24 protein-coding genes are annotated in these 25,304 nt (G+C 67.1%); 6 read left to right on the forward strand and 18 right to left on the reverse strand.

Annotation, left to right across the window (positions count from 1 at the left end; all coding sequences use genetic code 11):
- From VK682_RS22250 to VK682_RS22265, 4 genes are all read right to left on the reverse strand, one after another.
- A partial coding sequence (locus VK682_RS22250; protein WP_324782563.1) for a DUF4147 domain-containing protein occupies positions 1-520 on the reverse strand: 520 nt, incomplete at its 3' end.
- A gap of 2 nt (positions 521-522) precedes the next feature.
- Positions 523-834, reverse strand: coding sequence for a Dabb family protein (locus VK682_RS22255; protein WP_324782564.1), 312 nt, complete (start codon positions 832-834; stop codon positions 523-525).
- A 24-nt stretch (positions 835-858) separates the two neighbouring features.
- Entirely contained in the window at positions 859-1,629 is a 771-nt protein-coding gene (locus VK682_RS22260) for an enoyl-CoA hydratase/isomerase family protein (RefSeq protein WP_324782565.1), read from the reverse strand.
- Positions 1,626-3,212, reverse strand: coding sequence for an acyl CoA:acetate/3-ketoacid CoA transferase (locus tag VK682_RS22265; RefSeq protein ID WP_324782566.1), 1,587 nt, complete (start codon positions 3,210-3,212; stop codon positions 1,626-1,628). The genes VK682_RS22260 and VK682_RS22265 overlap by 4 nt, the downstream gene beginning before the upstream one ends.
- Positions 3,213-3,355: 143 nt before the next feature.
- Between VK682_RS22265 and VK682_RS22270 the strand changes: the two genes are divergently transcribed.
- Entirely contained in the window at positions 3,356-4,174 is an 819-nt protein-coding gene (locus VK682_RS22270; RefSeq protein WP_230795802.1) for an aldo/keto reductase, read from the forward strand.
- Positions 4,175-4,243: 69 nt separating this feature from the next.
- Here VK682_RS22270 and VK682_RS22275 read toward each other — a convergent pair whose 3' ends face one another.
- The 7 genes from VK682_RS22275 to VK682_RS22305 all read right to left on the reverse strand — a co-directional run bounded on the left by VK682_RS22275 (position 4,244) and on the right by VK682_RS22305 (position 13,053).
- Positions 4,244-5,842, reverse strand: coding sequence for a GMC family oxidoreductase (locus tag VK682_RS22275; protein WP_089845636.1), 1,599 nt, complete (start codon positions 5,840-5,842; stop codon positions 4,244-4,246).
- A gap of 3 nt (positions 5,843-5,845) precedes the next feature.
- Positions 5,846-7,348: an aldehyde dehydrogenase family protein gene (locus VK682_RS22280; protein ID WP_324782567.1), complete on the reverse strand. Its 1,503-nt coding sequence runs from the start codon at positions 7,346-7,348 to the stop codon at positions 5,846-5,848.
- Between the two features lie 27 nt (positions 7,349-7,375).
- Positions 7,376-8,410, reverse strand: a complete 1,035-nt coding sequence (locus VK682_RS22285; RefSeq protein ID WP_230795799.1) for a zinc-dependent alcohol dehydrogenase — start codon at positions 8,408-8,410, stop codon at positions 7,376-7,378.
- Positions 8,411-8,420: 10 nt separating this feature from the next.
- The gene (locus VK682_RS22290; protein WP_089845633.1) at positions 8,421-9,362 is read right to left on the reverse strand and encodes an ABC transporter permease; all 942 of its coding nucleotides are present in this window, start codon (positions 9,360-9,362) and stop codon (positions 8,421-8,423) included.
- A 9-nt stretch (positions 9,363-9,371) separates the two neighbouring features.
- Positions 9,372-10,877 (reverse strand): sugar ABC transporter ATP-binding protein, encoded by a 1,506-nt coding sequence (locus VK682_RS22295; protein ID WP_230795798.1) that lies wholly within the window; start codon positions 10,875-10,877, stop codon positions 9,372-9,374.
- A 13-nt stretch (positions 10,878-10,890) separates the two neighbouring features.
- Positions 10,891-11,856: an ABC transporter permease gene (locus tag VK682_RS22300; protein ID WP_089845629.1), complete on the reverse strand. Its 966-nt coding sequence runs from the start codon at positions 11,854-11,856 to the stop codon at positions 10,891-10,893.
- 90 nt (positions 11,857-11,946) lie between these two features.
- Positions 11,947-13,053, reverse strand: coding sequence for a sugar ABC transporter substrate-binding protein (locus VK682_RS22305; protein ID WP_089845627.1), 1,107 nt, complete (start codon positions 13,051-13,053; stop codon positions 11,947-11,949).
- A gap of 260 nt (positions 13,054-13,313) precedes the next feature.
- On the opposite strand from VK682_RS22305, the gene VK682_RS22310 reads away from it, so the two are divergent.
- Positions 13,314-13,955 carry a TetR/AcrR family transcriptional regulator gene (locus VK682_RS22310; RefSeq protein WP_230795795.1) on the forward strand — a complete coding sequence of 214 codons (642 nt, stop codon included), beginning with the start codon at positions 13,314-13,316 and terminating at the stop codon, positions 13,953-13,955.
- Between the two features lie 6 nt (positions 13,956-13,961).
- Here VK682_RS22310 and VK682_RS22315 read toward each other — a convergent pair whose 3' ends face one another.
- From VK682_RS22315 to VK682_RS22330, 4 genes are all read right to left on the reverse strand, one after another.
- A complete protein-coding gene (locus VK682_RS22315; protein ID WP_230795793.1) occupies positions 13,962-14,390 on the reverse strand; it encodes a GlcG/HbpS family heme-binding protein in 429 nt (142 codons plus the stop codon).
- A 116-nt stretch (positions 14,391-14,506) separates the two neighbouring features.
- Positions 14,507-15,112 (reverse strand): Isoquinoline 1-oxidoreductase subunit, encoded by a 606-nt coding sequence (locus VK682_RS22320; protein ID WP_089845621.1) that lies wholly within the window; start codon positions 15,110-15,112, stop codon positions 14,507-14,509.
- A gap of 3 nt (positions 15,113-15,115) precedes the next feature.
- Positions 15,116-17,287 (reverse strand): xanthine dehydrogenase family protein molybdopterin-binding subunit, encoded by a 2,172-nt coding sequence (locus VK682_RS22325; RefSeq protein ID WP_324782568.1) that lies wholly within the window; start codon positions 17,285-17,287, stop codon positions 15,116-15,118.
- Between the two features lie 3 nt (positions 17,288-17,290).
- Positions 17,291-17,749: a (2Fe-2S)-binding protein gene (locus VK682_RS22330; RefSeq protein ID WP_089845619.1), complete on the reverse strand. Its 459-nt coding sequence runs from the start codon at positions 17,747-17,749 to the stop codon at positions 17,291-17,293.
- A 292-nt stretch (positions 17,750-18,041) separates the two neighbouring features.
- Between VK682_RS22330 and VK682_RS22335 the strand changes: the two genes are divergently transcribed.
- The 4 genes from VK682_RS22335 to VK682_RS22350 all read left to right on the forward strand — a co-directional run bounded on the left by VK682_RS22335 (position 18,042) and on the right by VK682_RS22350 (position 21,273).
- The gene (locus VK682_RS22335) at positions 18,042-18,749 is read left to right on the forward strand and encodes an ABC transporter permease (protein WP_230795790.1); all 708 of its coding nucleotides are present in this window, start codon (positions 18,042-18,044) and stop codon (positions 18,747-18,749) included.
- The gene (locus VK682_RS22340; RefSeq protein WP_230795789.1) at positions 18,742-19,497 is read left to right on the forward strand and encodes an ATP-binding cassette domain-containing protein; all 756 of its coding nucleotides are present in this window, start codon (positions 18,742-18,744) and stop codon (positions 19,495-19,497) included. Before VK682_RS22335 ends, VK682_RS22340 begins: the two co-directional genes overlap by 8 nt.
- 78 nt (positions 19,498-19,575) lie before the next feature.
- Complete coding sequence (locus VK682_RS22345) at positions 19,576-20,337, forward strand: ABC transporter substrate-binding protein (protein ID WP_324782569.1); 762 nt, start codon at positions 19,576-19,578, stop codon at positions 20,335-20,337.
- A 51-nt stretch (positions 20,338-20,388) separates the two neighbouring features.
- The gene (locus tag VK682_RS22350) at positions 20,389-21,273 is read left to right on the forward strand and encodes a substrate-binding domain-containing protein (protein ID WP_230795785.1); all 885 of its coding nucleotides are present in this window, start codon (positions 20,389-20,391) and stop codon (positions 21,271-21,273) included.
- 34 nt (positions 21,274-21,307) lie between these two features.
- Here VK682_RS22350 and VK682_RS22355 read toward each other — a convergent pair whose 3' ends face one another.
- From VK682_RS22355 to VK682_RS22365, 3 genes are all read right to left on the reverse strand, one after another.
- Positions 21,308-23,656, reverse strand: coding sequence for a mechanosensitive ion channel domain-containing protein (locus VK682_RS22355; protein ID WP_230795783.1), 2,349 nt, complete (start codon positions 23,654-23,656; stop codon positions 21,308-21,310).
- Between the two features lie 168 nt (positions 23,657-23,824).
- Positions 23,825-23,950 carry a hypothetical protein gene (locus VK682_RS22360; protein ID WP_269061956.1) on the reverse strand — a complete coding sequence of 42 codons (126 nt, stop codon included), beginning with the start codon at positions 23,948-23,950 and terminating at the stop codon, positions 23,825-23,827.
- 36 nt (positions 23,951-23,986) lie between these two features.
- Positions 23,987-25,216, reverse strand: a complete 1,230-nt coding sequence (locus VK682_RS22365; RefSeq protein WP_230795781.1) for a formate dehydrogenase subunit gamma — start codon at positions 25,214-25,216, stop codon at positions 23,987-23,989.
- Between the last annotated feature and the right edge of the window lie 88 nt (positions 25,217-25,304).

The raw sequence follows: 25,304 nt of genomic DNA on the forward strand, positions 1-25,304 counted from the left end.
CGGGCGCGCAGGCGGCGGCCAGCCTGCCGCCCTTGATGCGGCTGGCATGTTTGCGGATGGCGTTCATCACCCCGATCGGCGCGCCAGAGGCCAGCAGCGCCCGGTTCAGCGCCTGTTCCTCCGTCAGCGTCAGGCCGTCGGGCGGGGCGGGCAGCAGCGCCGAGCCGCCGCCGCAGACCAGCGCCACCACCAGATCACGCTCGGTCAGGCCCCGCACCGCGTCAAACAGCGCCTCTGACGCCGCCATCCCCGCCGCATCGGGCACCGGATGCGCGGCCTCCATCACCCGCAGCGTGGCACAGGGCGCGCCATAGCCGTAGCGCGTGACCACCACGCCCTCCAGCGGGCCGTCCCAGAGCTGTTCAAACGCCTGCGCCAGCTGCGCCGCCCCCTTGCCAAGGCCGATCACCACGGTGCGCCCCTCCGGACGCCCGGGCAGATGCGCCCGCAGCGCCTGCACCGGATCGGCAGCAGCCACCGCCGCGTCAAACAGCCCCGCCAGAAACTGCGTCTCCGTCACGGTCAGATCTCCAGATCGCAGACAAACACCCCCTCCGCGCCGCCATCCAGCCGCGCCACGATCTCGGCGCCAATGGCCTGATGCTCTGCATCAACCAGATAAGCGTCGCGCGCCGCCCGGTCGGCGAAGTCGATCCAGAACATGTCCAGAAAGCCCCGCACCAAGGGCAGCTCGACCGAAAGATTGCGCCTGCTCTGAAACGCCACCAGCCCGTCAAGACGTGAAGAAAGCCCTTCAAGCCGCTCATAAAGCGCGTGTTTTTCGCGTTCTGTCACCTCGTCGCGAAACCGCAGAAACACCATGTGCCGGATCATCGGCCTTCCTCCCTGTGACAGATCTCAGCCGCGGAAGCGCGGTGGATGTTTGCCGCGAAACCCGGCCAGCCCGGCCTGAAGCTCGGCGGACCCGGCGGCGATGCGCCCGGCCAGCGACTCCAGCACGCGTCCGTTTTCCTCGCCCTCGGCGGCATTGATCAGCATCTTGGCAAGCTCGGTCGCAAGCGGGCCGCGTGCCAGAACCCGCGCCGCAAGCGCCTGCCCCGCCGCAAGCCCGCCGCCCGTGGCGGCGACGGCATCGACCAGCCCCAGCGCCCGCGCTTCCTCGGCGGTGAACACCTCGCCAAACAGCGCCATGCGCCGCACGGTCTGCGCCCCGAACCGCCGGGTGCAGCGCTGCGTGCCGGACCAGCCCGGAATGATGCCCAGCCCGGTTTCCGGCAGCCCGATCTTCACATGCGCTTCGGCAATGCGGTAATCGGCGCAGGCCGCAAGCTCCAGCCCGCCCCCCAGCGCGGGGCCGTTCAGCACCGCGATCACCGGCTGGCGCAGCCGGGCCAGCGCGTCAAAGGCGCTATGCCCGTCGCGGATCCAGTGCCGCCCGAAATCCTGCGCGCTCTCTCCGCTCCAGGCGTCGATATCTCCGCCCGCGCAGAAGGCCCGCCCGCTGCCGGTCAGCAGCAGCACGTCCAGATCGTCGCGCCGTTCGATCTCGCGGCAGAGGGCTGCAAGCTCGTCCACCATCGCGGCATCCAGCGCGTTGCGCCGCGCCTCCCGGGTCAGCCGCAGCACACCCACCCGGTCCGCCACGCTGAGCGACAGCGCCCCGTTCATGCGCCCGCCGGGGTCAGCGACAGCCCCATCGGGCCGGGGCGGAACAGCCGCGCATCCATGGGCCGCAGATCCGCCGCCACCTCCAGCGCGCCGCTGCACTGATCCAGCACGTCGCGCTGCAGATCCAGCCCCGGCGCAAGCTCTGTCACCACCAGCCGCCCGCCGCGCAGACAGATCACGCAGCGTTCGGTCACATAGGTCACCTGCTGGCCCTGATCCGAAGCGCGGCTGCCGGAAAAGGACACCTGATCCACCGCATCGACAAATTTCGGAATCCGGCCCTCGCGGTCGATCACCAGCCGGCCATCGGTGATGCGCATCTTGGCCCCGGCGTTGAAATTTCCCGAAAAAACAATGCGTTTCGCCCGAGACGTAATGTCGACGAACCCGCCCGCGCCCGCTGTCCGGTGCGGCACCGCCGACAGCCGAGAGACATTGACCGACCCGTCACGGCCGACTTCCAGAAACGACAGCAGCGAAGCGTCGAAGCCGCCCGCCTGAAAATAGGCGAACTGATGCGGGGAGGCGACAAAGGCCTCGGCATTGGCGGCACAGCCGAATTTGAAATCCAGCAGCGGCACCCCGCCCACCGCGCCCTGTTCGATCATCCATGTGACGGCGCCGTGCTGGCCCTCCTCGACCAGAATGCGCGGCACATTGGCGGAAATCCCGAAGCCGATATTCACCGCCCATCCCGCCTGCAGCTCCTGCGCGACGCGGCGCGCGATGACCTTGCCCACGCCGAATTCCGGCAGGCTGAAGCTGTCAAGCGGGCGGATCAGCTCTCCGGAAATCGCCGGATCATAGGGGGTGGCCGTGGTCTGCAACTGCTCCGGGGCCTCGACCACCACATCGACAAGAATGCCCGGCACCCGCACGTCATGGGGCCGCAGCGAGCCGTTCATCGCGACGCGGCGCACCTGCGCGATGACGATGCCGCCGCTGTTGCGCGCGGCCAGCGCCAGTTCCATGGCACCAAGATAGGCGCCCTCCTGCTCGAAGCTGAGATTGCCGCGCTCGTCGGCGGTGCTGGCCCGGATGATCGCGACATCGGGCGCGATGGGTCGGAAATACAGCCAGTCCTCGCCCTCGAAATGGCGGCGCTGCACGATGGGCGCGGCGCGGGCGGCATCGTTCATCGCACCGCCTTCCAGATCCGGGTCTACAAAGGTCTGCATGCCGATCTTGGTCAGCACGCCCGGACGCCGGGCGGCACCTTCGCGCAGCATGTCGAAGATCACGCCCGAGGGCAGGTTGTAGGCGCGCAGGTCATTGGCAAGGATGCGCTGCCAGATCAGCGGCGGCTCGGCACTGCTGGGCCCCGATGGGTAGGATCCGCCGATGATGCAGGCGATCATGCCGGGCTGGGCCAGATGGTCCACGCCCTTGGTGCCGAACATGTCCCCGGCGGCGATGGGGTGCACCGTGGTCAGATCGCGCGGCGCGCCCTCGCGCGCAAACCGCGCGCCAAGCGCGGACAGAACCGCATCGGGGCAGCACAGCCCGCTCGACGAATTGACCGCCACAACGTCAGAATCCTTGACGAGCCGGACGGCCTCCTCCGCCGTCTTGACCTTGGACATCTGGCCTCCCCCCTCTTTCGCACTTCATGTAACTAACTGGTTATTTGTGACTATGGCGCGAAGGCCGCAGGGCTGCAAGTGTCTTTTCTTGCGTTAAATATAAGTAACTGTATGGTTACATTATTTGGCAAGGAGGACCAGAGATGACCATCTATTTCCAGAAGACCTACCAGCGCGGCTTCGGCACCTACCCGCTGCGCGCAGAGCCGCTGCGGCAGGCGATTCTTGCGGCCGCAGAGACCGGCTACCGCGCCTTTGACACCGCACAGATGTATGGCAACGAGGCCGAGACCGGTGCCGCCCTCGCGCAGACCGGCCTCGCGCGCGACGAATTCTGCCTGACCACCAAGGTGGATATCGCGAATTTTGGCGCGGACCGGTTCCTGCCCTCGGTGGAACAGAGCCTGCGGGATCTGCAGGTTGATGCGGTGGACGTGCTGCTGCTGCACTGGCCCGCGCCCGATGGCGATCTTGCGCCATCGCTGGATCTGCTGGAACAGGCGCGCGCGCGCGGGCTGACCCGGCATGTGGGCCTGTCGAATTTCACCGCCGCGATGATGCGCGAGGCACGGCAGCGGATGTCCTGCCCCATCGTGACCAATCAGGTCGAATTCCACCCGCTGCTGGACCAGAGCCGCCTGCTGGAGGCCGCGCGGGACACGGGGATCCCGCTGGCCTCCTACTGCTCGGTGGCGCGCGGCGAGGTGTTCAGGCACGCCATCTTTGCCGAGATCGGCGCGGCTTATGGCAAAAGCGCGGCACAGGTCGTGCTGCGCTGGATCCTGCAGACGGGCGTGTCCATCAACACCATGTCCACCAAACCCGAAAACATCGCCGCAAATTTCGACGTGATGGATTTTACCCTGTCCTCGGTCGACATGGCGCGGATCGGCGCGATGACCGCCACCGGCCACCGGGTCGTCAGCCGCGATCTTGTGCCCTATGCGCCGGAATTCGACTGACGCCACGCAAACGGGGGGCAGGCGCGCGGCCTGCCCCCCTGTCAATGCATGGGTCTTTGCCGCCGAAGGTCAGCGGTTGCCGCGGATCATGTCCGCCGCCTTTTCCGCGATCATGATGGTTGCGGCGTTGGTGTTGCTGCCCACAAGGCTGGGCATCACCGAACTGTCGCAGATGCGCAGCCCCGCCACCCCGCGCACCCGAAGCTGCGGATCGACCACCGCCATCTCGTCGCTGCCCATCTTGCAGGTGCAGGTCGGGTGATAGGAGGTCCGGCCATACCGCCGCGCATAGGCCTCGTAATCGGCCTGGCTCTGCACCGAGGCATCCGGAAAATGCACCGCGCGCAGGATCTTGCTGAGGCTCGGCTGGGCAAAGATCTCGCGGCTGATCTTCACGCCTTCGACCGAGACGCGCAGATCGTCCGGATCGCCAAGGAAATTCGGATCCACCAGCGGCTGATCCGCCGCAGTCCCCGACCGCAGCCGCACGCTGCCCCGCGACTTGGGCCGCAGCGTGTAGCTGTTCAGCGTCACGCCAGAGCTGCCTTTCGGCACGCTCGGCACCCCGGCCTCTGCCCCGGCCCCGGCAAGGAAATGGAACTGCAGGTCAGGCATGGGCGCGCTGCGGTCGGCATACCAGAAGGCGCCCCCCTCCACCACGTTGGAGGTGACAGGCCCGCTGCCGAACAGCAGGTATTGCAGCCCCGCCCAGACCATCCAGTGCGGCCTGTTGTATTTGTCCAGACTGTCATGCCCGGTCAGCTCCGCCACGATGTCGATGCCGAAATGATCCTGCAGGTTCTCGCCCACGCCGGGCAGATCCTGCACGACCGCGACCCCCGTCTCGCGCAGATGCGCGGCAGGACCAAGCCCCGAAAGCAGCATGAGCTTCGGCGATCCGATGGCCCCAGCCGCAAGGATCACCTCCTGCGTCGCGCGCGCCACGATCCGGGCGCCCTTGCGGTCATACTCCACCCCGGTGGCGCGGCCCTTCTCGATCACCACGCGATGCACGAGGCAGCCGGTCTCCACCGTCAGGTTCGCCCGCCCCAGCGCGGGCCGCAGATAACCCACCGCCGTGGAACAGCGCCGCCCGTTTCGGGTCGTGGTCTGATAGATCCCCGCGCCCTCCTGCGTCGCGCCGTTGAAATCCGGATTGTAGGGCAGGCCCAGTTCCTGACAGGCGCGGACAAAGGCGCGGGTGGTGGGCTGCGGCGTGGGCAGGTCGGACACGCCAAGTGGCCCATCGGTGCCGTGCCACGCGCCGGAAAAGCTGCCATTTCCTTCGGCGCGCAGGAAATATTTCTGGATCTCGGCAAAGGACCAGCCCTCGCAGCCCTCCTCGAAGGCCCAGCGGTCGAAATCGGCGGGCACGCCGCGCGTGAACACCTCGGCATTGATCGAACTGCCACCCCCCAGCACCCGCCCCTGCACATAGGGCAGGCTGCGGTTGTCGGCATGGATCTGCGGCGTGGTGACAAGCCCCCATGTATAGGGGCCGGAGGTCATCTTGGCGAAGCCCACCGGCATGTGGATCAGCGGATGACGGTCGCGCCCGCCCGCCTCCAGCAGCAGCACCTTTGCCGAAGGATCCTCGCTCAGCCGTGTGGCCAGCACGCAGCCCGCAGCCCCTCCTCCGACAATGATGTAGTCATATCCCTCCCGCAAGGTTCACTCCCCCCAATGCGTGCGTTTCCCGATCTCGACGTGAACGGACTTGATCTGCGTGTATTCTTCAACCCCGTAGACCCCGGCCTCCCGGCCCCAGCCCGACTGCCTGAAGCCCCCCAGCGGCAGTTCCGGCCCGCCCGCAAGCGTGGTGTTGACCCAGAACCGGCCCGCGCGCACCCGCCGGGTGACGGTCAGCGCCGTGTCGATGTTCTTGCTCCAGACGCTGGCCGCCAGCCCGTAGACGGTATCATTGGCGATCTCGATGGCCTCGTCGAGCGTGTCAAAGGGCAGGATGACCAGCACCGGGCCAAATACCTCGTCGCGGGCGATCGCCATGTCGCGGGTCACGTCGGTGAATACGGCGGGGGTGATGAACCGCCCCTCGCCGGTATCCAGCACCTCGCCGCCACAGATCAGCCGCGCGCCTTCCTTCTGACCGCTCTGGATATAGCCAAGGATGATGTCATGCTGCGCCGCCGTGGTGATCGCGCCCACCTGCGTCGTCTCGTCCAGCGGATCGCCGATGCGCAGCCTGGCCAGCTTGGCCTGCACCCGCTGCGCAAAGGCTTCGGCCACCGACCGCTCCACGATCAGCCGCGACCCGGACACGCAGCACTGCCCGGCATTGAAGGCGATGCCAAAGGCCACCCCGTCCGCCGCATCGTCAAGATCGGCGTCGGCGAACACGATCTGCGGGTTCTTGCCGCCCAGCTCCAGCCCCAGCTTCTTGAAATTGCTCCGCCCCGCCGCCTCGACGCAGCGCCGCCCGACGGCGGTCGATCCGGTGAAGGACAGCATGTCCACATCCATATGCTCGATCAGCGCCTGCCCGATGCTGCTGCCCGGCCCTGTGACCACGTTCATGCAGCCATCCGGCAGCCCCGCCTCGGTCAGGATCTCGGCCAGCAGCAGCGTGGTGGCGCTGGTGACCTCGGAGGGCTTGACCACCAGCGTGCAGCCGGAGGCAAGGATATAGGGCACGCGTTCGCACAGGATCAGGAAGGGGAAATTCCACGGCGTGATAAGCCCCACCACCCCCACCGGTTCGCGCGTGACAAGGCCGAATAGCCCGTCGCCCAGATTGTTGAAGCTGTCGCCATGCAGGCTGCGCGCCAGCCCGCTGGCATAGTCGAACATGTCGGCACAGCCCATCACCTCGCCGCGCGCCTGTGCAATGGGCTTGCCGTTCTCCAGCGTCTCGAAATAGGCGATCTCCTCGGCCCGGGCGCGGATCAGCGCGGCGGCGCGCAGCAGCACCGCCCCGCGCGCGGCCCCGTCCAGCCCCGACCAGCGCCGGTCCTCGAACGCGCGGCGCGCGGCGGCCACGGCGGTATCCAGATCCGCTGTGGTGCATTTCGGAATGCGGGTCACCGGCACGTCATGCGCGGGCGAGCGGCGTTCCGACAGATCCCGCGTGCCCGCAGGCACCACCTTGCCATCGACAAAAAAGCCGAACTCGCGCGGCACGGTCGGCAGAGAGAGGGGGGTCAGGGCTTGCGTCATCGGATGTCTCCGTTCTTTGGGACCGGCTCAGGCCATCACGATCTGTGTCTTCAGATCGGCGGGCCGGTCGGGACTGCTGTCAAAGGCCTGCTGGATCTGCTCCAGCGGATAGGCGGCGCGGGTGAAGGCGGAGGTGTCGAACCGGCCATGGCAGAGCAGGGTCAGCGCGTCATGCATGTCCTGCCCCATGCCCGCCACCGACCCCTTGACCGAGGTTTCATGCAGGATGGTGTCAAGGATACCCAGCGGCAGCACCGCGTCCGGTCCGGTCAGCCCGAAGGCCGCAAGATGCCCGCCGCGCCGCATCAGCGTCAGCGCCTCGGCATAAAGCGCCGGATGCCCGACGCTTTCGATCACCAGATCGACGCCGCGCCCTTCGGTCGCCTCCTGCACCGCCGCGCGCAGCAGGGCGGGATCGCTGATGCCCCGGTCCGCGCCGACAGCCACCGCCATGGCCACCCGGTCGGGCGACAGGTCGCTGACAAGGATCGGCGCCACGCCCAGCAGTCGCAGAAGCTGCACATGCAGGTTGCCCACCGGGCCCGCGCCGATCACCAGCGCCGACTGGCCCAGACCCACCTGCGCCTTGCGCGCGGCGCGCACCACACAGGCCACGGGCTCGGTCAGGGCCAGAACCGCATCGGGCACCCGCTCTGGCGCGGGCAGCACCAGCCGGGCGGGCACCAGCAGATATTCGGCAAAGGCGCCGTCCGCAGTGATGCCGATCTGGCGCATCTGGGGACAGTTGAGGATTTCGTTGCGGCGGCACCAGTAGCAATGGCCACAGCCGATGTTCATGTCGACCACCGCCTTGGCGCCCACTTCCAGCCCGGTGACCCCCGGCCCCAGTGCGGCGATGCGCCCGGCCAGTTCGTGCCCCGGCACCATGGGCAGGCTGTCCGCCGCGTAGCGCCCGTGGAAGATGTGCAGATCGGTGCCGCAGATCCCGACGCGGGTCACCCGGATCAGCGCCTCGCCGGGGCCGGGAACGGGAACCGGGCGGGTCTGCAGCGTGAAGCGGCCCGGCGCGGTCAGGACGGCGGCCTGCATGGTCTTGGTCATGCCCCGCCCCTCATTTCACGATCCGCATCTTGCTGCGGTCGATGGTGGCGGCGATGGCGACAATCAGGATGATGCCGAAGACCATCTGCTGCATGGTGGCATCCACCTCGAAATAAAGCATGGACGAGCGGATCACCGCCACGATCAGCGTGCCGATCAGGGTGTTGATCACGCCGCCCACCCCGCCGGTCAGCGGCGTGCCCCCGACCAGCACCGCGACGATGGCGGGCAGCAGGAAACCATTGGCCAGCGTCGGCGACCCGCCGGACAGCTTGGCCGAAAACAGCAGCCCCGCGATGGCGGCCAGCATCCCCGACAGCGCGAAGGCCAGCACCTTGATCCGGCGCACCGGCAGGCCGGAGGCGGCGGCGGCGGGCTCGCCCGCTCCCACCGCCTTCAGCGCGCGGCCAAAGACCGTGCGGCTTTGCAGGAACCATGTCAGCGCCAGCAGCGCGGCCCCCACCACGATCTCGTGCGGGATGCCGAAGCTGGACCCGATCATCCAGCCGAAGGAGGCGTCGCGCAGGGTCACATCCATATAGAGCGCCCGCTGCCCCGACAGATACTGCGCCACCGAATAGGCGATGCCCCCCACCGCAAGCGTGGAGACAAACGAGGGCACCAGCAGCCGGGTGGTGACAAAGCCGGAGACCGCCCCCATCGTCAGCCCCGCCAGAATGCAGACCAGCGCGGCGCCCAGCCCCAGCCCCGGCAGCGCGATGGTCGCCAGCACGGTGGTCATGTTGGCCACCGACTGCGACGACAGGTCGATCCCGCCGATATAGATGGCAAAGGTCATCCCCAGCGCCATGATGAACAGCGGCATGATGTCCGCAACCATGGAGATCAGGTTCGCGGGCAGCAGGAAATTCGGATGCGCCACGCCCACGACCGCCACCAGCGCCAGCAGGGTGATCCATGGGAAATGCGGTTTGAGTTGGTGGAGGGTCATCTGTCTGCCTCAGGTCATGTGATGCACGAGGTCGAAGAGCGAGGGCTTGCTGCCCGGCGCGCCGCGGAACAGATGCCGCGCCTCTCCGTCCTTCAGAACGAGGATCGTGTGCGAAAGGCCGATCGCTTCCTCCAGCGTGTCGGCCACCAGCAGGATGCCCGCGCCATCGGCGCACATCTCGCGCACCATGTCGTAGACATCTTCCTTGGCGCCGATGTCGAGCCCGCGCGTCGGATGGTCGAGCAGGATGATGTCCGACCCGCCGGAACGCCATTTGGCAAGAACCACCTTCTGCTGGTTGCCGCCCGACAGCCCGCCGCAATCCTTGAAAACATCGGGGGTCTTGATGCCAAGCCGCCGGATCCAGTCCCGCGCCAGCGCCCTTTCCTTGCCAAGATGCAGGATCCCTGCGGTGGAATAGCGCCCCATCTGGCTGAGCGTCATGTTTTCATAGACGTTCATGCCGCCCACGATGCCCTCGATCTTGCGCTCGCGCGGGACATAGCCCACCCCCGCCTCGACCGCCGCGCGGGCGCCAAAATCGCGCCGCGCCTGGCCCTTGATCCGCACCGTGCCCGAGTCCGGCTTTTCCAGCCCGAACACGGTGCGCAGGATGGCCTCGCGTCCCGCGCCTTCGGTGCCGACAAGGCACAGCACCTCGCCCGCGTGCAGATCAAAGGAAATGTCGCTGTAGCGGCCCGGCAGGCTGACGCGGTCAAGGCTGACCAGCACCCTGTCCGGATCATAGGGCTGCTGTTTCTGCTCGCGGTAATACTGCTTGTCGATGTCCCGCCCGACCATCTTGCGCTGGATGGCATCGACCCGGGCCTCGGCGCGGGGGACCATGTCCACCACCTCGCCATCTTTCATCACATAGACGCGGTCCGACAGTTCCAGCACCTCGTCCATGCGGTGCGAGACGAAGATGAACGAGGCGCGCGAGGTCAGCTCCCGCACCAGCGAGAACAGCAGCTCCACCTCGGTGCGGGACAGCACGCTGGTCGGCTCGTCAAGCAGGATCACCAGATCCCCCTCCACCCGCTCTTCCAGCGTCAGCACCTTGGCGAGTTCCACCAGCTGCCGCTGCGCGAAAGACAGCTTGGCGGTCACCGTGGCCGGATCGATGTCCAGCTTGACCTTGGCCAGCTGCTGCCGGGCCGCGCGGGCCATGGCGGTCCAGTCGATCACGCCGAAGCGGACGAACTGCCGCTCGTAACCCAGAAAGATGTTTTCCATCACCGTCAGGTTGGTGATGAGCGACTGCTCCTGAAACACCATGCCTATGCCGTGGTCCATCGCCTGTCGCGGAGACTGGAACCGCACCGGCTTGCCATCGATGGCGACGGTGCCGCCATCGGCCTGATAGGCGCCGTAGATCACCTTCATCAGCGTGGATTTGCCCGCGCCGTTTTCGCCGACAAGCCCCACGATCTCGCCGCGCTCGATCCGGAAATCCACCGCCTTCAGCGCGTGGACGCCGGGAAAGACCTTGTCGACCTTGGTCAGTTCATACATCTTGGGCGCCCTTTCACTTCACGATGCTGACGGAGCGGCGGTCGGTGGACAGCACGACCGCGATGATGACCAGCAGGCCAAGGATGCCGTCCTGCAGGTAGCCGGGCAGGCCGATCACCACCATGCCGTTGCCGATAACGCTGACGATCAGCACCCCGACCAGCGTGTTCCACACGCCGCCCGTGCCGCCCCAAAGCGCGGTGCCGCCAACCACCACTGCCGTGATGGAGGTGAACATGAACCCGTTGCCGGTGGCGGTTTCGGCAATCCCGATCCGGGCCACGGCCATCAGCGCCCCCACCGCGTAGAACACACCCGCCAGCATGAAGCCCATGATCCGCACCCGGGCGACATTCAGCCCCGAGCCATGCGCCAGATCCTCGCCGCCGCCCACGGCGTAAAGGTTGCGGCCCAGCGTAGTGCGCGACTGGATGAACCAGCCCAGCAGCAGGAACAGCCCCGCCACATAGATCATCACCGGAAAATCGAGCCAGCGCGTGGTCAGCAGCGCGCGAAAGGCCGGATCCTCGATACGGATGCGGTCGCCGCCGGTCATCAGCATGGCAAGCCCCGTGCCCACGAAGCCAAGCGCCAGCGAGGCCATGAAAGACGGGATCCGGAGCCGGACATGGACCAGCCCGTTGACCAGCCCCAGCACAGCCCCCGCCACCAGCGTCAGCGGCAGCGCCAGCCAGCCCCAGCCCCCAAGGCTACCGCCGAGCCACAGGAAGACGAAGGCGAAGGACACAGCACAGACCGACACCGCCCCCTCCATGGACAGGTCGATGGAGCCCATCAGGATGATGAAGGTCACGCCGACCGCCACCATCAGCGCGGGGGCTGCGGAAATCGCGATGCGGGCAAAGTTCCGGACCGAGAAGAAGCGGGGCTCCAGCGCGGTGAAGAACAGCATCAGGATAAGAAGGACGATCAGCGGGGCCCACCTAAGCAGGACCTCACGGTTCGGGAAGCCGGTCACGGGATCCTCCGGGCAATGTCAGTGATCTGAGGGGGCGGTGGGGGCGGTGGCCCCGGCCGACAGAACCGTCGGCCGGGGCAGATCTGTCCGTCAGTAGCGGATCGGCCCGTTGCTGGGCCCCCAGTAATCGGTCCAGTCATAGTCGGGCGCGGAGTCGAGATAGGTCGCCTTGAACTCCAGCGCGTCCTCCGGGGTGACAAGGATGGTCGGGCCGTAGAACTCGCGATGCTCGTTCGGCTCCTCCGAAGGCTTGAAGGCCCCGGTGGCGGCGTAATAGGCCAGCGCCGCCGAGATGCCGCCGCCCCAGTAGGGATTGGTGAAGACCGTGGCGAGGATCTTCTTCTCGGCCACCAACTGCACCGCCTGCGGATTGCCGTCATAGGACACGATGGGCATGTCCTCGATGCCCTCGGCCCGCAGCGCCTCAAGCACGCCATAAGCGATGGTGTCATTGGCGCAGTGCACGCCGGTGATCTCGTCCCCGAAGCGGGTCAGGAAGGCGGACATGACCTGATTGGCCTTCTGCGTGTCCCAGTCGGCGGGCTCTGCCGCCAGAAGCTCCACATCCGGGTAATCCTTCAGCGCGTTCTCCAGCCCCTGCCGCCGCTGGATCGCGGGGCTGTTGGAGGCGATGCCGCCCAGATGCACGACGCCGCCCTTGCCCCCCATCGCATCCAGCAGGATGCGCGCGGTGTCCTCGGCGGGTTTCACATCCGACCAGCTCATGTGGCTGACATAGTTGTCGCCAAAATCCCACGGATGCAGGTCGTCGGTCTTGTTCCAGATCGTCGCCACATAGGCCCCGGCCTCCGCCACCGCCTCGACCACGGGGCGGCAGTTCGGCGCGTCATTGGCATCGATGGCCAGCGCCAGATTGCCGCCCGTCTTGGCCAGCAGCGCCTTCACGTCCGACAGGCTTTTTTCCGAAGACCCCTCGTTGATGAGATGGGTCAGCGCGTCCCGCGGCAGGCCAAGGCTCTGCACGAAGCTTTCCCCGCCGGAGACGATCTCGTTCCAGTAGGGGTTGGTGCGGTTGCGGTAACCCCACGCGATGGTGGGATCGGTCAGCGCCGCCCGGGCCATGCCGGGGCCGAACAGACCGCCCGCCGCCACGCCACCCAGCCCCGCCGCCGACGCGAACAGGAAGTTCCGCCGGTTGAGGGTTTCACGCGCGATATAGTCCTTGATGAAACTCATGTGCTCCTCCCTAGAAAGCTGCCGTCGCGCCAGCGGACGGCTCTGATCCTGCTGCCGGGCCGACCCTGTCTCCTGCAGGGCTGGCCGGTGCTCCGGACCGCTAATGCACCATCTGGTTACTTCATTGATTTCGAGTTCGTCAAGTCTTTTTGCCGGTTGCGGGACAGGCCCGCTCCACGCCGCAAGTAACCAGCCTTTGACCTTGTGCCCAAAACCCGGCTATCACTGCGGGCAACATGTCTGTCCAACCGAGGAAACGAATGGCCGCCAAGGAAGCCCCCAAGCAGCGCGACGCGGAAGCGACAAAGGGCCGGATCCTGTCCGCCGCGAAGGTGGAGTTCGCAAAGAACGGCCTTGCCGGGGCGCGCGTGGACGAGATCGCCGACCGCGCCAAGGCGAACAAGCGGATGATCTACCACTATTTCGGCAACAAGGACGACCTGTTTCAGGCGGTGCTGGAAGAGGCCTATGTGGACATCCGGACCGCCGAACAGAAGCTGGAACTGGACCATCTGCCCCCGCGCGAGGCGCTGGAAAAGCTGGTGCGCTTCACATGGCAGTATTACCTGAAGAACCCGGAATTCATCACGCTGGTCAACAGCGCCAACCTGCACAAGGCGCGCCACCTGAAACATTCCAAGGTGATCGAGGTGGTAAGCCGCAAGTTCGTCACCATGGTCGGCGGGCTTTTGGACCGGGGCGTGGCCGAAGGCGTGTTCCGGCCCGGTATCGACCCCGTGCAGCTCAACATCACCATTGCGGCCATCGGCTATTACTACCTGACCAACCGCTTTACCGGCTCCATCGTCTTCGAGCGTGATCTGACCGCGCCGGAGGCGCTGGACGAGCGCCTGCAGTTCAACATCGACACGGTGCTGCGGCTGGTCTGCATCACCCCCTGAGCCGGATCAGCCCGGCGTCAGCCCCTGCGCGCGGATCGCGGTTTCGGCACAGAGGATGTCTTCGTCCTCCTGCGCGCCGGAGACCCCGAGCCCGCCGATGCAGATGCCATCCTCGAACACCGCGACCCCGCCGCCCCAAGTCATTAGCCGGGGCCGGTTGCCATGGCCCGCGCGCAGCGTGTCGCTGGCCAGCACCCGCGCGCCCCAGACGCGCGAGGATTTGCCCAGCGTCGCCGCCGTCCATGCCTTGTCACAGGCGAAATCCCCCGCCGGAGCGATGGCCCGGTCCATCCGGCGAAACGCGACCAGCTGGCCCGACGGATCGACCACCGCCGCCGCCACCTGCCAGCCGCTGTCGGCGGCATGGCGCAGGGCTGTGGCAATCAGCGCCGCCGCCGTGTCGGATGCGATGACGCGCAGTGTGATGCTGGACATGGAACTGCCTCCCGTGATGTAACCATACAGTTACACAACGGTTCCGGCATTCTGCGCGCCCTGTCAAGCGCGGCGGTGGGGTCACCCGTCGCGCAGCAGCCCGCCACCGCCACCGGTCAGCTTTGGGGACAGGCAGCGCCGGTGTCGATCCAGGCCTGAGTCAGCTGGCCAAAGATCTCCTGACTGCCCGGCGCGGGCTCGCGCCCTTCGCCCGGATGCCAGCCCCAGCCCACCAGACCATCTTCGGCATTGTGCTCGTGCAGATCGGCCAGCGTCTTGCCGCCATTGCGCTCCGGATCCTTGAGCTGCGCGCAGATCTCGGCGGCGCTCTTGCCGATCCAGCCCATGCTGATGGGGGCAAGCTGCCATGGGCTATGGCCGGGGATCGACCCTTCGCCGGTGCTGTAGGTCACGTTCTCGTCGCTGTGGCAGGTGATGCAGCGCATCCCCGGCGCACCAAAATCGGCATCGCCCCGCACCACCGGCGGCTGGTGCATCTGCATGTCCATGCCCTGACGCGGCGAGTTGTCGACCGGGTGGCAGTTCAGGCAGCGCGGATGTTCGATGACCACCAGCATCTCCTGAAACAGCGCGACCGAGCGGTCGCTTTCGCTGTCGATGCTGTCGAACTCGTCGACGGTGCGCAGCCCGTTCACGGTCTCGGCAAGGCCAAGGGCGGGGGCGGCGCAGATCAGCGCCGCCAGCAAGAAGGTCTTGGTCATGGCTCAGGCCTCCAGCGCTCTGGCAAAGGGAAGACGGGTGACATTGCGCCCGGTCAGCGCGCGCCACGCATTGGCGACGGCGGGCCCGATCGGCGGCACGCCCGGCTCGCCCACCCCGGTGGGATCGGCATCGGATTTCAGGATTTCCACCATCACCTCCGGCATCTCGTGGATGCGCAGCATGCGATAGGTGTCGAAATTGGCCTGCTCCACGGCGCCGCCTTCGGCCAGCGTGATCTCGTCATAAAGGACCGAGCCCAGCCCGAAGCCGATCCCGCCCTCCATCTGCGCGCGGATCACGTCGGGGTTCACCGCCACGCCGCAATCCACCGCGCACCAGACCCGGTGCACGCGGGGCATCCCGCCCTCGTCCGACACCTCGGCAATCTGTGCCACATAGGTGTTGAAGCTTTCATGCAGCGCCACGCCATAGGCCCGCCCCTCGCGCAGCTTGGTGCCATCCCAGCCCGCCATCTGCGCCACCTTTTCCAGCACGGCGCGGTCGCGGGCCGCATCGGCGCGCAACAGATCGAGCCGCCCCTGCACCGGATCCTTGCCCTGCGCCTCCAGCACCATGTCAAGGAACACCTCGGTGGCATAGCCGGTATGGGTATGCCCGACCGAGCGCCACCACAGCACCGGCACCGGGCTTTCCTGCGCCGCCCAGCCCACGCGCAGATCAGAGAGCGCATAGGGCATCCGGGTGGAGCCTTCATAGGCAGTGGGATCAAGCCCATCCTGCATCATCTGCGCCATGGGGCCCCCCGCCATGATCGACTGATTGACCACGACATTGTCCCAGCCGGTCAGCGCGCCCTCCACGTCCAGCCCGGCGCGCATCCGGTGCACGGTCAGCGGGCGGTAATAGCCGCCCTGCAGGTCATCCTCGCGCGTCCAGACCAGCTTGAAGGCGCCGGGGCCGCCCGCAGCCTTCGCCACCTCGGCCAGTTCGGCGGCAAAATGCGCGGTGTCCTGCGCGCGCCGCCCGAAGCTGCCGCCCGCCAGCATCACGTTCAGCTGCAGCTTCTCGGGCGCAACACCCAGCCCCTGCACCAGCGTCGGCTTGTCGAGCGCGGGAAACTGCGAGCCCATCCAGACCTCGGCCCCGTCCTCGCGCAGCTCGATCACGCCATCAAGCGGCTCCATCGGCGCATGGGCAAGATAGGGAAAGCGGAACTCCGCCTCGATCACCCGCGCCGCGCCGTCGATGCCGGAGGCCCCGCGCCCGGCCAGTTCCGCCTCCTGCCCGCCTTCGGCAGCGGCTTGGGAGAACTCTTCGAACATCTGCTCGGTGGAGCGGGTTTCGGCGCCGCTCTCGTCCCAGTCGACGGACAGCGCCGCGCGCCCCTTCAGCGCCGCATGGGTGGAGGTGGCATAGACCGCAACCCCCTGCGGGATCTGCCGCACCGCCACGACGCCCGGCACCTGCACCGCCGCGCTGTCATCAAACCCCGCGACCGTGGCGCCGAATTTGCGCGGATGGGCCACCACCACGGTCTGCATCCCCTCAAGGTAGAGATCCATGGTGAACTGCGCCGTACCATTGGATTTGGCGGCGGTGTCGAGCTTTGGCAGGTCGGTGCCGATCATGGTGAACTGGTCCGCGGATTTGACGGGCGGATCCTCGGGCGGGGTCAGCCCCGCCGCCCGCTCCGCCAGCGCCCCGAACCCCGAAGAGCGCGCGCCATGGCTGATCCGGCCCTTGGACACGGTGATCTCGGCCTCGGGCACGCCCCATTCTTGGGCGGCGGCGGCGACCAGCAGCGCGCGCGCCGCAGCGCCCGCCTTGCGCATCTGCATATAGGAATTGGCCATGGCGGTGGAGCCGCCCGTGCCCTGCATCCCGAAGGCGAGGTTCTTGTAAAGCTCGTCATTGGCGGGGGCATGTTCGGCCCGCATCTGGCTCCAGTCGGCATCCATCTCTTCGGCGACCAGCGTGGCAAGGCCGGTGAACGGCCCCTGCCCGAATTCGATATGCTTGATGAGCACGGTCACGGTGTCGTCGGGGGCGACCCGGATGAAAGCATTGGGCGCAAAGCCCGCGCTGCCGGTGGCCCCCGACTGCAGCGCAGCGGCAGCACCCGACTGCGCGCGGGCGGCCAGCGGCAGGGTCAGGCCGATGACAAGCCCGGCGGAGGAGCCCAGAAAGGCGCGGCGGGACAGGGAACGGGTCATGATCTACCCCTCCAGCTGGTCGGCGGCGTCATGGATCGCCTTGCGGATGCGGACATAGGTGGCGCAGCGGCAGATATTGCCCGCCATGGCATTGTCGATATCGGCATCGCTGGGCTGACGCACCTCCAGCAGCAGGGCGGTGGCGCTCATCACCTGACCGGACTGGCACCAGCCGCATTGCGGCACGTCAAGCGCCCCCCATGCCGCCTGCACCGCGTCATATTCCGGGCCTTCCATGCCCTCGATCGTGGTGACGAAACCGCCTTCGACCATGGACAGCGGCGTGACGCAGGACCGCCGCGTCATGCCGTTCAGCATCACCGTGCAGGCGCCGCATTGCGCCACGCCGCAGCCGAATTTGGTGCCGGTCAGGCGCAGATCGTCGCGCAGCACCCAGAGCAGCGGGGTGTCGTCGGGCAGATCGACCGTCACCTCCCGACCGTTGAGTTCGAATGACGCCATGATGGTCCTCCTCGGCTGCGACAACGTGGCTGGATGGGCGGCGCAGATGATAGCGCTGCCGCAGGCCCCGTCCATGGCTGGCCCGAGCATTCGGCACAAGAAATCCCGCAGGCCGGTTCTGCCCCGGCCCCCCTTTCGGGAAATTTTGCAGTTGACTGCGCAGACCGCCCCGCATTCGGGCTGAACCTTCTCGCTCAGATGCTTGACTTAAGATCATTTACGCCCGATTGCTGGATGATCCCGGCCGCGCGCCCGCCCCGCCTTACCGCATAATTTCCGGAAAGGGGAAATCTTGCACACTGTCTCAGAGGCCTTTTCGCTGGCGCTGGCGCTGATCCTGACCGGGGGTTCCGATCTTTACCAGATCGTCGGCCTGTCGCTGCAGGTCAGCCTTGGCGCCACGCTGGTCGCCTGTGCCCTTGGCCTGCCGCTGGGGGCGCTGGTCGCCATCGCGCGGTTCCGGGGCCGCAACCTGCTGCTGATCGTGATGAACGCGCTGATGGGCCTGCCGCCCGTGGTTGTCGGCCTGCTGGTCTATCTGCATCTGTCGCGCTCGGGGCCGCTGGGGTTTCTGGGGCTGCTTTACACCCCCACCGCCATGGTGATCGCGCAGACCATCCTGATCACGCCGATCATCGCGGCGCTGTCGCGGCAGGTGCTGGAGGATCTGCATGGCGAATATGCCGAACAGTTCCGCTCGCTCTGCCTGCGGCCCGCGCAGGTGATGGGCGCGCTCTTGTGGGACGGGCGCCATGCGCTGCTGACCGTGGGGCTCGCGGGTTTTGGCCGCGCCGTGGCCGAGGTGGGCGCGGTGATGATCGTGGGCGGCAATATCGACCATCTGACGCGGGTGATGACCACGGCCATCGCGCTCGAAACCTCCAAGGGCGATCTGCCGCTGGCGCTGGCGCTGGGGCTTGTGCTGCTGGGGCTGGCGCTGGTCATCAATGGCGCGGTGCAGGCGCTGCGCCCCGTGGCGCAAAGGCCGCTGCATGTCTGACCTGACCGCCTTCCGCATGCAGGCCGAGGAAGCCCACCCCGCGCTGCGCCCGCTGCTGCCTTTGGAGGTGCGCGGCCTGCGGCTGGCCTATGACGGCGTGCCGGTGCTGGACGGGCTGGATCTGCGGCTTGGCGCCTGCGGCTGCACCGTGGTGATGGGCCCCAATGGCGCGGGCAAAAGCCTGCTGCTGAAGCTGCTGCACGGGCTGATGGCGCCGGATGCGGGCAGCCTGTCGTGGAATGGCAGCCCCCCGGGTCAGGCGACGGTGCGGCAGGCGCTGGTGTTCCAGAAACCGGTGCTGCTGCGCCGCAGCGTCGTCGCCAACATGGATTTTGTGGTGCGGGCGCGCGGGGTGGATCCTGCCCGCCGCGACCAGCTGCTGCAGGAGGTGGGGCTGGCGCACAAGGCGCGGCAGCCCGCGCGGCAGCTGTCGGGCGGCGAGGCGCAGCGGCTGGCGCTGGCCCGCGCCCTGCTGACCGACCCCGAGGTGCTGCTGCTGGACGAACCCACCGCCAGCCTTGATCCCGCCTCGGTGCTGGTGATCGAACGCATCGTGGCCGCCGCGCGCGACCGGGGCACCCGCATCATCTTTGTCACCCATGACATCGGGCAGGCACGGCGCATGGCCGATGACGTGGTATTCCTGCATCGCGGGCGCGTCGCCGAACACAGCCGCGCCGCCGAATTCTTCCCCACCCCCGCCAGCGCGGCGGCGCAGGATTACCTGCACGGCAAGATCGTCGTCTGACCTGCCACAGATAGGAATTACTTCATGATTTCAAAAGGTCTTACCGCTTTCTTCATCCTGTGTCTGAGCAGTGGCGCCATGGCACAGGACCGGTCCATTCTGGTGCAGTCCACCACCTCCACCGCCAATTCGGGGCTTTATGACCATCTGCTGCCGATATTTACGGAAAAATCGGACATCCGGGTCAATGTGGTCGCCGTGGGCACCGGTCAGGCGATCCAGAACGCGCGGAACTGCGATGCCGATGTGCTGCTGGTCCATGCCAGGCCCGCGGAGGAGGAGTTTGTTGCCAAAGGATACGGAACGCAGCGCAATGACCTGATGTATAACGATTTTGTCGTGGTGGGGCCAAAGGCGGACCCGGCGGGCGTTGCGGGCATGACCGATGCCGGGGCAGCGCTGGCGCGGATCGCCAAGGCGGGCGCGCTCTTTGCCTCGCGCGGGGATCAGTCCGGCACCCATCAGAAGGAACAGGCGCTGTGGCAGGCGGCGGGGATCGATCCGGCCCCGGCTTCGGGTGAGTGGTATCGCGAAACCGGATCCGGCATGGGGGCCACGCTGAATGCTGGGATCGGCATGGGCGCCTATGTGCTGACCGACCGCGCCACATGGATCAGCTTTGACAACAAGCAGGATTATACCATCACCGTCGAAGGCGACGCCGCGCTGTTCAACCAGTATGGGGTGATCCCGGTGAACCCGGACCATTGCCCCTCTGCGCGGATCGAGGCGGCGCAGGAGTTCGCCGACTGGCTGGTTTCTGCCGAAGGTCAGGCCGCGATCGCCGCCTATACCATCGACGGCCAGCAGCTTTTCTTCCCCAATGCCCCGCAGTCCTGATAGCCCTGCGGGGGCGGCGCCCCGCCGCATCCCCTTGCGCAAGACAGACCCATGACCGCAGCCCCGATCCCACCGCATGACTATCTCACCGTCCGGGAACTGGCGGATCTGCTGCGCCTGAAAGAGCGCAAGGTCTATGACCTTGCCGCCTCGGGCGCGCTGCCCTGTTCGCGCGCCACCGGCAAGCTTCTGTTTCCGGCCGCCGAGATCCGCGACTGGATCGCCCGTGCGCAGTCGGGCGGCCTGCCCACCCAGCCCGACCGGCCCCGGGTGTTTCTGGGCAGCCATGATCCGCTGCTGGACTGGGCGATCCGGCAGTCCCGCTGCGGGCTTGCCACCTATTTCGACGGATCCGAACAGGGGCTTCGCCAGTTCTGCGCGCGCGAAGGCGTGGCGACCGGCCTGCACCTTCCGGACCCCTCCGGCGGCTGGAACCGCGCCGCCGCGCAGGACATCTGTGGCGGGCAGGACGCGGTGCTTTTGCGCTTTGCGACGCGCAGGCGCGGGCTGGTGCTGCGCCCCGACGGACCCGCACCGCAGCGGCTGGCTGATCTCGCGGGCCTGCGGATCGTGGCCCGGCAGGAAGGATCCGGCTCGCAGCGGCTGCTGCAGCAGCTGATCCGGCAGGAAGGGCTCGACCCCGCCGCGCTCAGCTTCACCGCCCCCGAACGGACCGAGGACGAGGCCGTGCAATGTGTCCGCCGTGGCGAGGCGGATGCCGCGCTGGGGCTCGACTGTGCCGCGCGCGCGGCAGGCCTGCCCTTCGTGCCGCTGGTCGAGGAAAGCTTTGATCTGCTCTGCGACCGCAAGGCGGTGTTCGACCCTCCGCTGCAGATCCTGCTGGAGTTCTGCCGCAGCCCCGCCTTCCATGACCGCGCGACAAGCCTTGGCGGCTATGACGTGACAGGGCTGGGCCGCGTGGTCTGGAACGGCTGACCGGCCCCGCCCGAAGACGGGGCCGCGCCCTGCCTCAGCTTTCGCCCGCGCCTTCGCTGCGGATGCGGAACGGCTGGGTGGTGCCGTCCTTCGCCTCGCCCAGATAGATGGTCTGATGCGGGAAGGGGATTTCGATGTTGCGGTCATCGAACACCCGCTTGAGCACGCCGTTATAGGCCCGGCCCACCCCCCATTGCGCACCCGGCACGCATTTGATCCGTGCCCGCACCACCACGGCGCTGTCCCCAAAGGCATTGATGCCGAACCATTCCAGATCGCCCATGATCGACTTGGCCTGCTCCGGATCACTGCGCAGTTCCTCGAACGCGTCGAGCATGGCCAGCTTCACCTCGTCGATGTTCTCGCGATAGGCCACGCCCATGTCGCAGACGAAATAGCCGAATTCGCGCACGAAATTGGTGACCATGTCGACCGAGGAGAACGGGATGACATGAAACGCCCCGCTGAGATCGCGCAGGCTGACCGACCGGATGGTCAGCCGTTCCACCACGCCGGTGGTGCCGCCCACCGTGACCACATCGCCCACGTTCATCGCATTCTCGAACTGGATGAAGATGCCGGTGATGATGTCCTGCACCAGCTTCTGCGCACCAAAACCGATGGCCAGACCCAGAACCCCCGCCGAGGCCAGCAGCGGCGCGATGTCGAGCCCCACCTCGGACAGCACGAACATCAGGGTGATGATGACGAGCGCGATAGTGGCGGCATTGCGCAGCAGCGTCAGCAGCGTGCGTTCCCGCGCCGTGGCGACCGACCCGAATTCCGGGTTCAGCCGGTAATCCACCCACGAGGTCATGGCCACCCAGACCACGAAGGCCACCAGCAGCACCGCCGCCACCGAAAAGATCGTGCTGGTCAGCTGCACGCCGATCTGGCTGGCCATCCACGCGCGCAGGTCGATCAGGCTGATCGCGTTCAGCGCAAAGACCACCACCAGCACGAAGATGGCAAAGCGCAGCACCACCAGCAGCTTCGGCACGAAGGTGTTGAGCCGCTTTTCCAGCAGCGGCAGCCGCGCGTTGACGGTGTCGGGCAGCTGCACCCCGCGCACCACGACGCGCGACAGCACCCCCGACAGCGTGATCCCCAGCAGCGCCACCACCAGCACCTGACCGGAATTCAGCAGCGAGCGGAAGGCGGCGTCAGCGGGCTGCACCAGCACCAGCACCAGCATCACCAGCAGATAAAGCAGCGCGGGCCAGTGCCAGTGCCGGGCAAGGAAATGCAGCGGGCCGCGCTTCTTGCGCGCGGGCTCCGGCGCGCCCATGGGGAATTCCTCGGGGGCGGCGGAGGCCGGCATCGCCCCGGCCTCGGCCTCGCGCACCAGACGCTGTTCCTCGGCGTGATGCTCGGGCGGCTGGCCGCCGCGTTCCAGCCAGTCGGCCACGGGGCGCCGGTTGCGCAGCACCAGCCAGATGGCCAGACCCACGACCAGCACCGCGATCAGCGCCGACACCGCGCGCCCCGCCGCGGCAGAGGCCTGCGCGTTGATGATCGGCACCACCAGAAGCTGGCCATAGCCCACCAGCCCCACCATCAGATTGAGCCGCCGCGCCAGATAGCGCGCCGCCGTGTCCGAGACCGGCAGAGGCCGCAGGTTGTGCGCAGAGGGCGACAGCACCAGCCGCACCGCCACCTTGGCCAGTTCCACGATCAGGAAGGCGTTGAGGTAAAGCGTCTGGCGGATGCCGATCTGGCCGAAATTGCCCAGTACCAGCGTGGCCAGCAGATAGCCCACCGCCCAGGAAACAGCGACGATCAGGATGTCGATCAGCCCGGAGGCGACAAACAGGAACAGCGTGCGCAGCCAGCCGCTGTCGCGCGCGGTGGCGCCCATGCGCGCATAGATGCCCTTGCCCAGACGGCGCAGCAGCAGGAACACCGCAAACGTGACCACGATCACCAGCGCCAGTTCCTGCAGGGCGCCAAGCAGCACCCCGGCTTCGGATCCGCTCAGCCCGTCAAACACCTGCGGCGCGCGCACAAGCTGCGCCCATGCGCCTTCCAGCGCGCCTGCCACATCCTGCGCCACCTCCTGCGTGATCAGCGCGATGCGGCGGCCAAAGGACATTTCTTCGGGCAGCGCCATGCCTTCGGGGGCCAGCGTCTCGACGATCTGTTCATCGACGGGGGCGGCCACCTCCTGCTGCGCGGCGCGCAGATCCTCGATCAGCGCGGCGCGGCTGGCATCATCCTCGATCACGTCCAGCAGCAGATCCAGATTGCTGCGCACGGGGTCAGAGGTGGCTTCGGCGTCCGGACTGGCGGTGTCCTGCGCAAGCACGGGGGTCGAAGGGAAGACGCCGAGCGCCACGGTTGCGAGGATCAGCAGAGCTGCGATCCGAAGTCCAAGTCGTTTCATGCCACCACGTTCGGTTACCAAAGTCACAGAGGCCCTGCCTGCGACAGCAGGGCCGGGATTGACACCGGCGGATCATCACAGTTCCGTGATGATCCGCCGCAGCATCTTCCTGTGGGGTATTTAGGCTCGTGCGCGCGCTTGGCCAGAAGAAGCTGACCCGCGCGGCGGTCAGTCGAGCCGCACGGCGGGGCTGGAATAGACCTCTGCCGAAGTCAGCCCGATCTGGTGCAGCCCATACCAGGCTGCGACCCCGATGATGATGATTGCGGCGAAACCGCTCAGCATGGCTTTCATGGAATGGTCTCTTTCACGTCCGTGCCGGTTGTGGCGTCATTCCGCCGGGGTGGCGGATTTGCCCTTGGGGGTCTCGCCGCGCGCCTTCAGCTCGTCATACCAGATGGAATGGTGCTGATGCGCCCAGTTCTCGTCCACCTCGCCCGATCCCATCGCGTCATAGGCGCCTTCCATGCCCACGGTGCCGATATAGATATGGCCGATGATGACCGCCATCAGCCCGAAGGCGACGATGGAATGCCAGAGCTGCGCGAACTGCATCTCTTCCTGCGGGGCAAGATCGACGGGCAGCGGATCCATGCCCACCCAGCCCGGCGCGCCCAGATCGTTGAGAAACTGGAAGCTGTGCGCAAAAAGCGGCATGTCGAAGGGAAAGAGCAGCGACAGCCCCGAGACGGAGATCGACGCGCCCAGCAGGATCACCGACCAGAAGATGATCTTCTGGCCCGCGTTGAATTTCTTCGCGGGGGGGTGGTTCTTGCCGATGATGCCGCCCGCCTGCGCGAACCATGTGAGGTCGGTGCGGTTGGGAATGTTGTGCCAGACCCACATGAAAAACACCATGACCAGCGCCAGCATGAAGGCCCAGCTGACATTGTTGTGGATGAATTTCGACGCGGTCAGCAGCACGCTGTTGGCCTCGTGCCCCAGGATCGGGATCAGATACATCCGGCCGAACAGGGTGAATAGGCCGGTCAGACCCAGCAGGATGAAGGATCCGGCCAGCATCCAATGCGCGAAACGTTCGATCCACTGAAACCGCAGCACCGTGGTGCCCGCCTTGCCGCCTTCGATGCGGACCCGCCCGCGCAGCAGGTAGAACACCGCCAGCACCGCGATGGTGACCAGAAGCAGCAGCCCGCCGTAATGGGCCAGCGGCCCTTCCCGGAATTCCAGCCACCACATGCCGCCGTCCTGAATCAGCACACGGCCATTGGGGTTGAGCGTGGAGCTGCGCACATCCGCCTCGTCATAGCGCAGCGCGCGCCAGAGATCGGCATCGGAGGCCGCGCCGCGCGGACCCAGCCCGCCGGGGGGCGTGCCCGCCGCCTCGGCCCGTTCTGCGGCGCGCTCCAGACTGTTGCGGCGGAAGTCGTCATCCACCTTCAGCCCTTCCTGCCGCCGCAGGATGTCGTCAAGCGTCTGCGCGCCGCCGGTGGCGGAGCGGTCGATCTGGGCGGGCGCGTCGGCATCCTGTGCCGCCACGCCCATGGGGGCGGCGGTCAGCAGGACCAGCGCAAGAAAGGCCATGACATGGCGCAGCATGGGAAACTCCCGGAAAACGGGCCGGACGGCGCGCGCGGCAGTGCCACGCCCCCCGCCCGACCGGCGTTGAAAGGCCAAGAACGGGCCC

Source organism: Salipiger marinus (genome assembly GCF_035481585.1).
GTDB lineage: Bacteria > Pseudomonadota > Alphaproteobacteria > Rhodobacterales > Rhodobacteraceae > Salipiger > Salipiger marinus.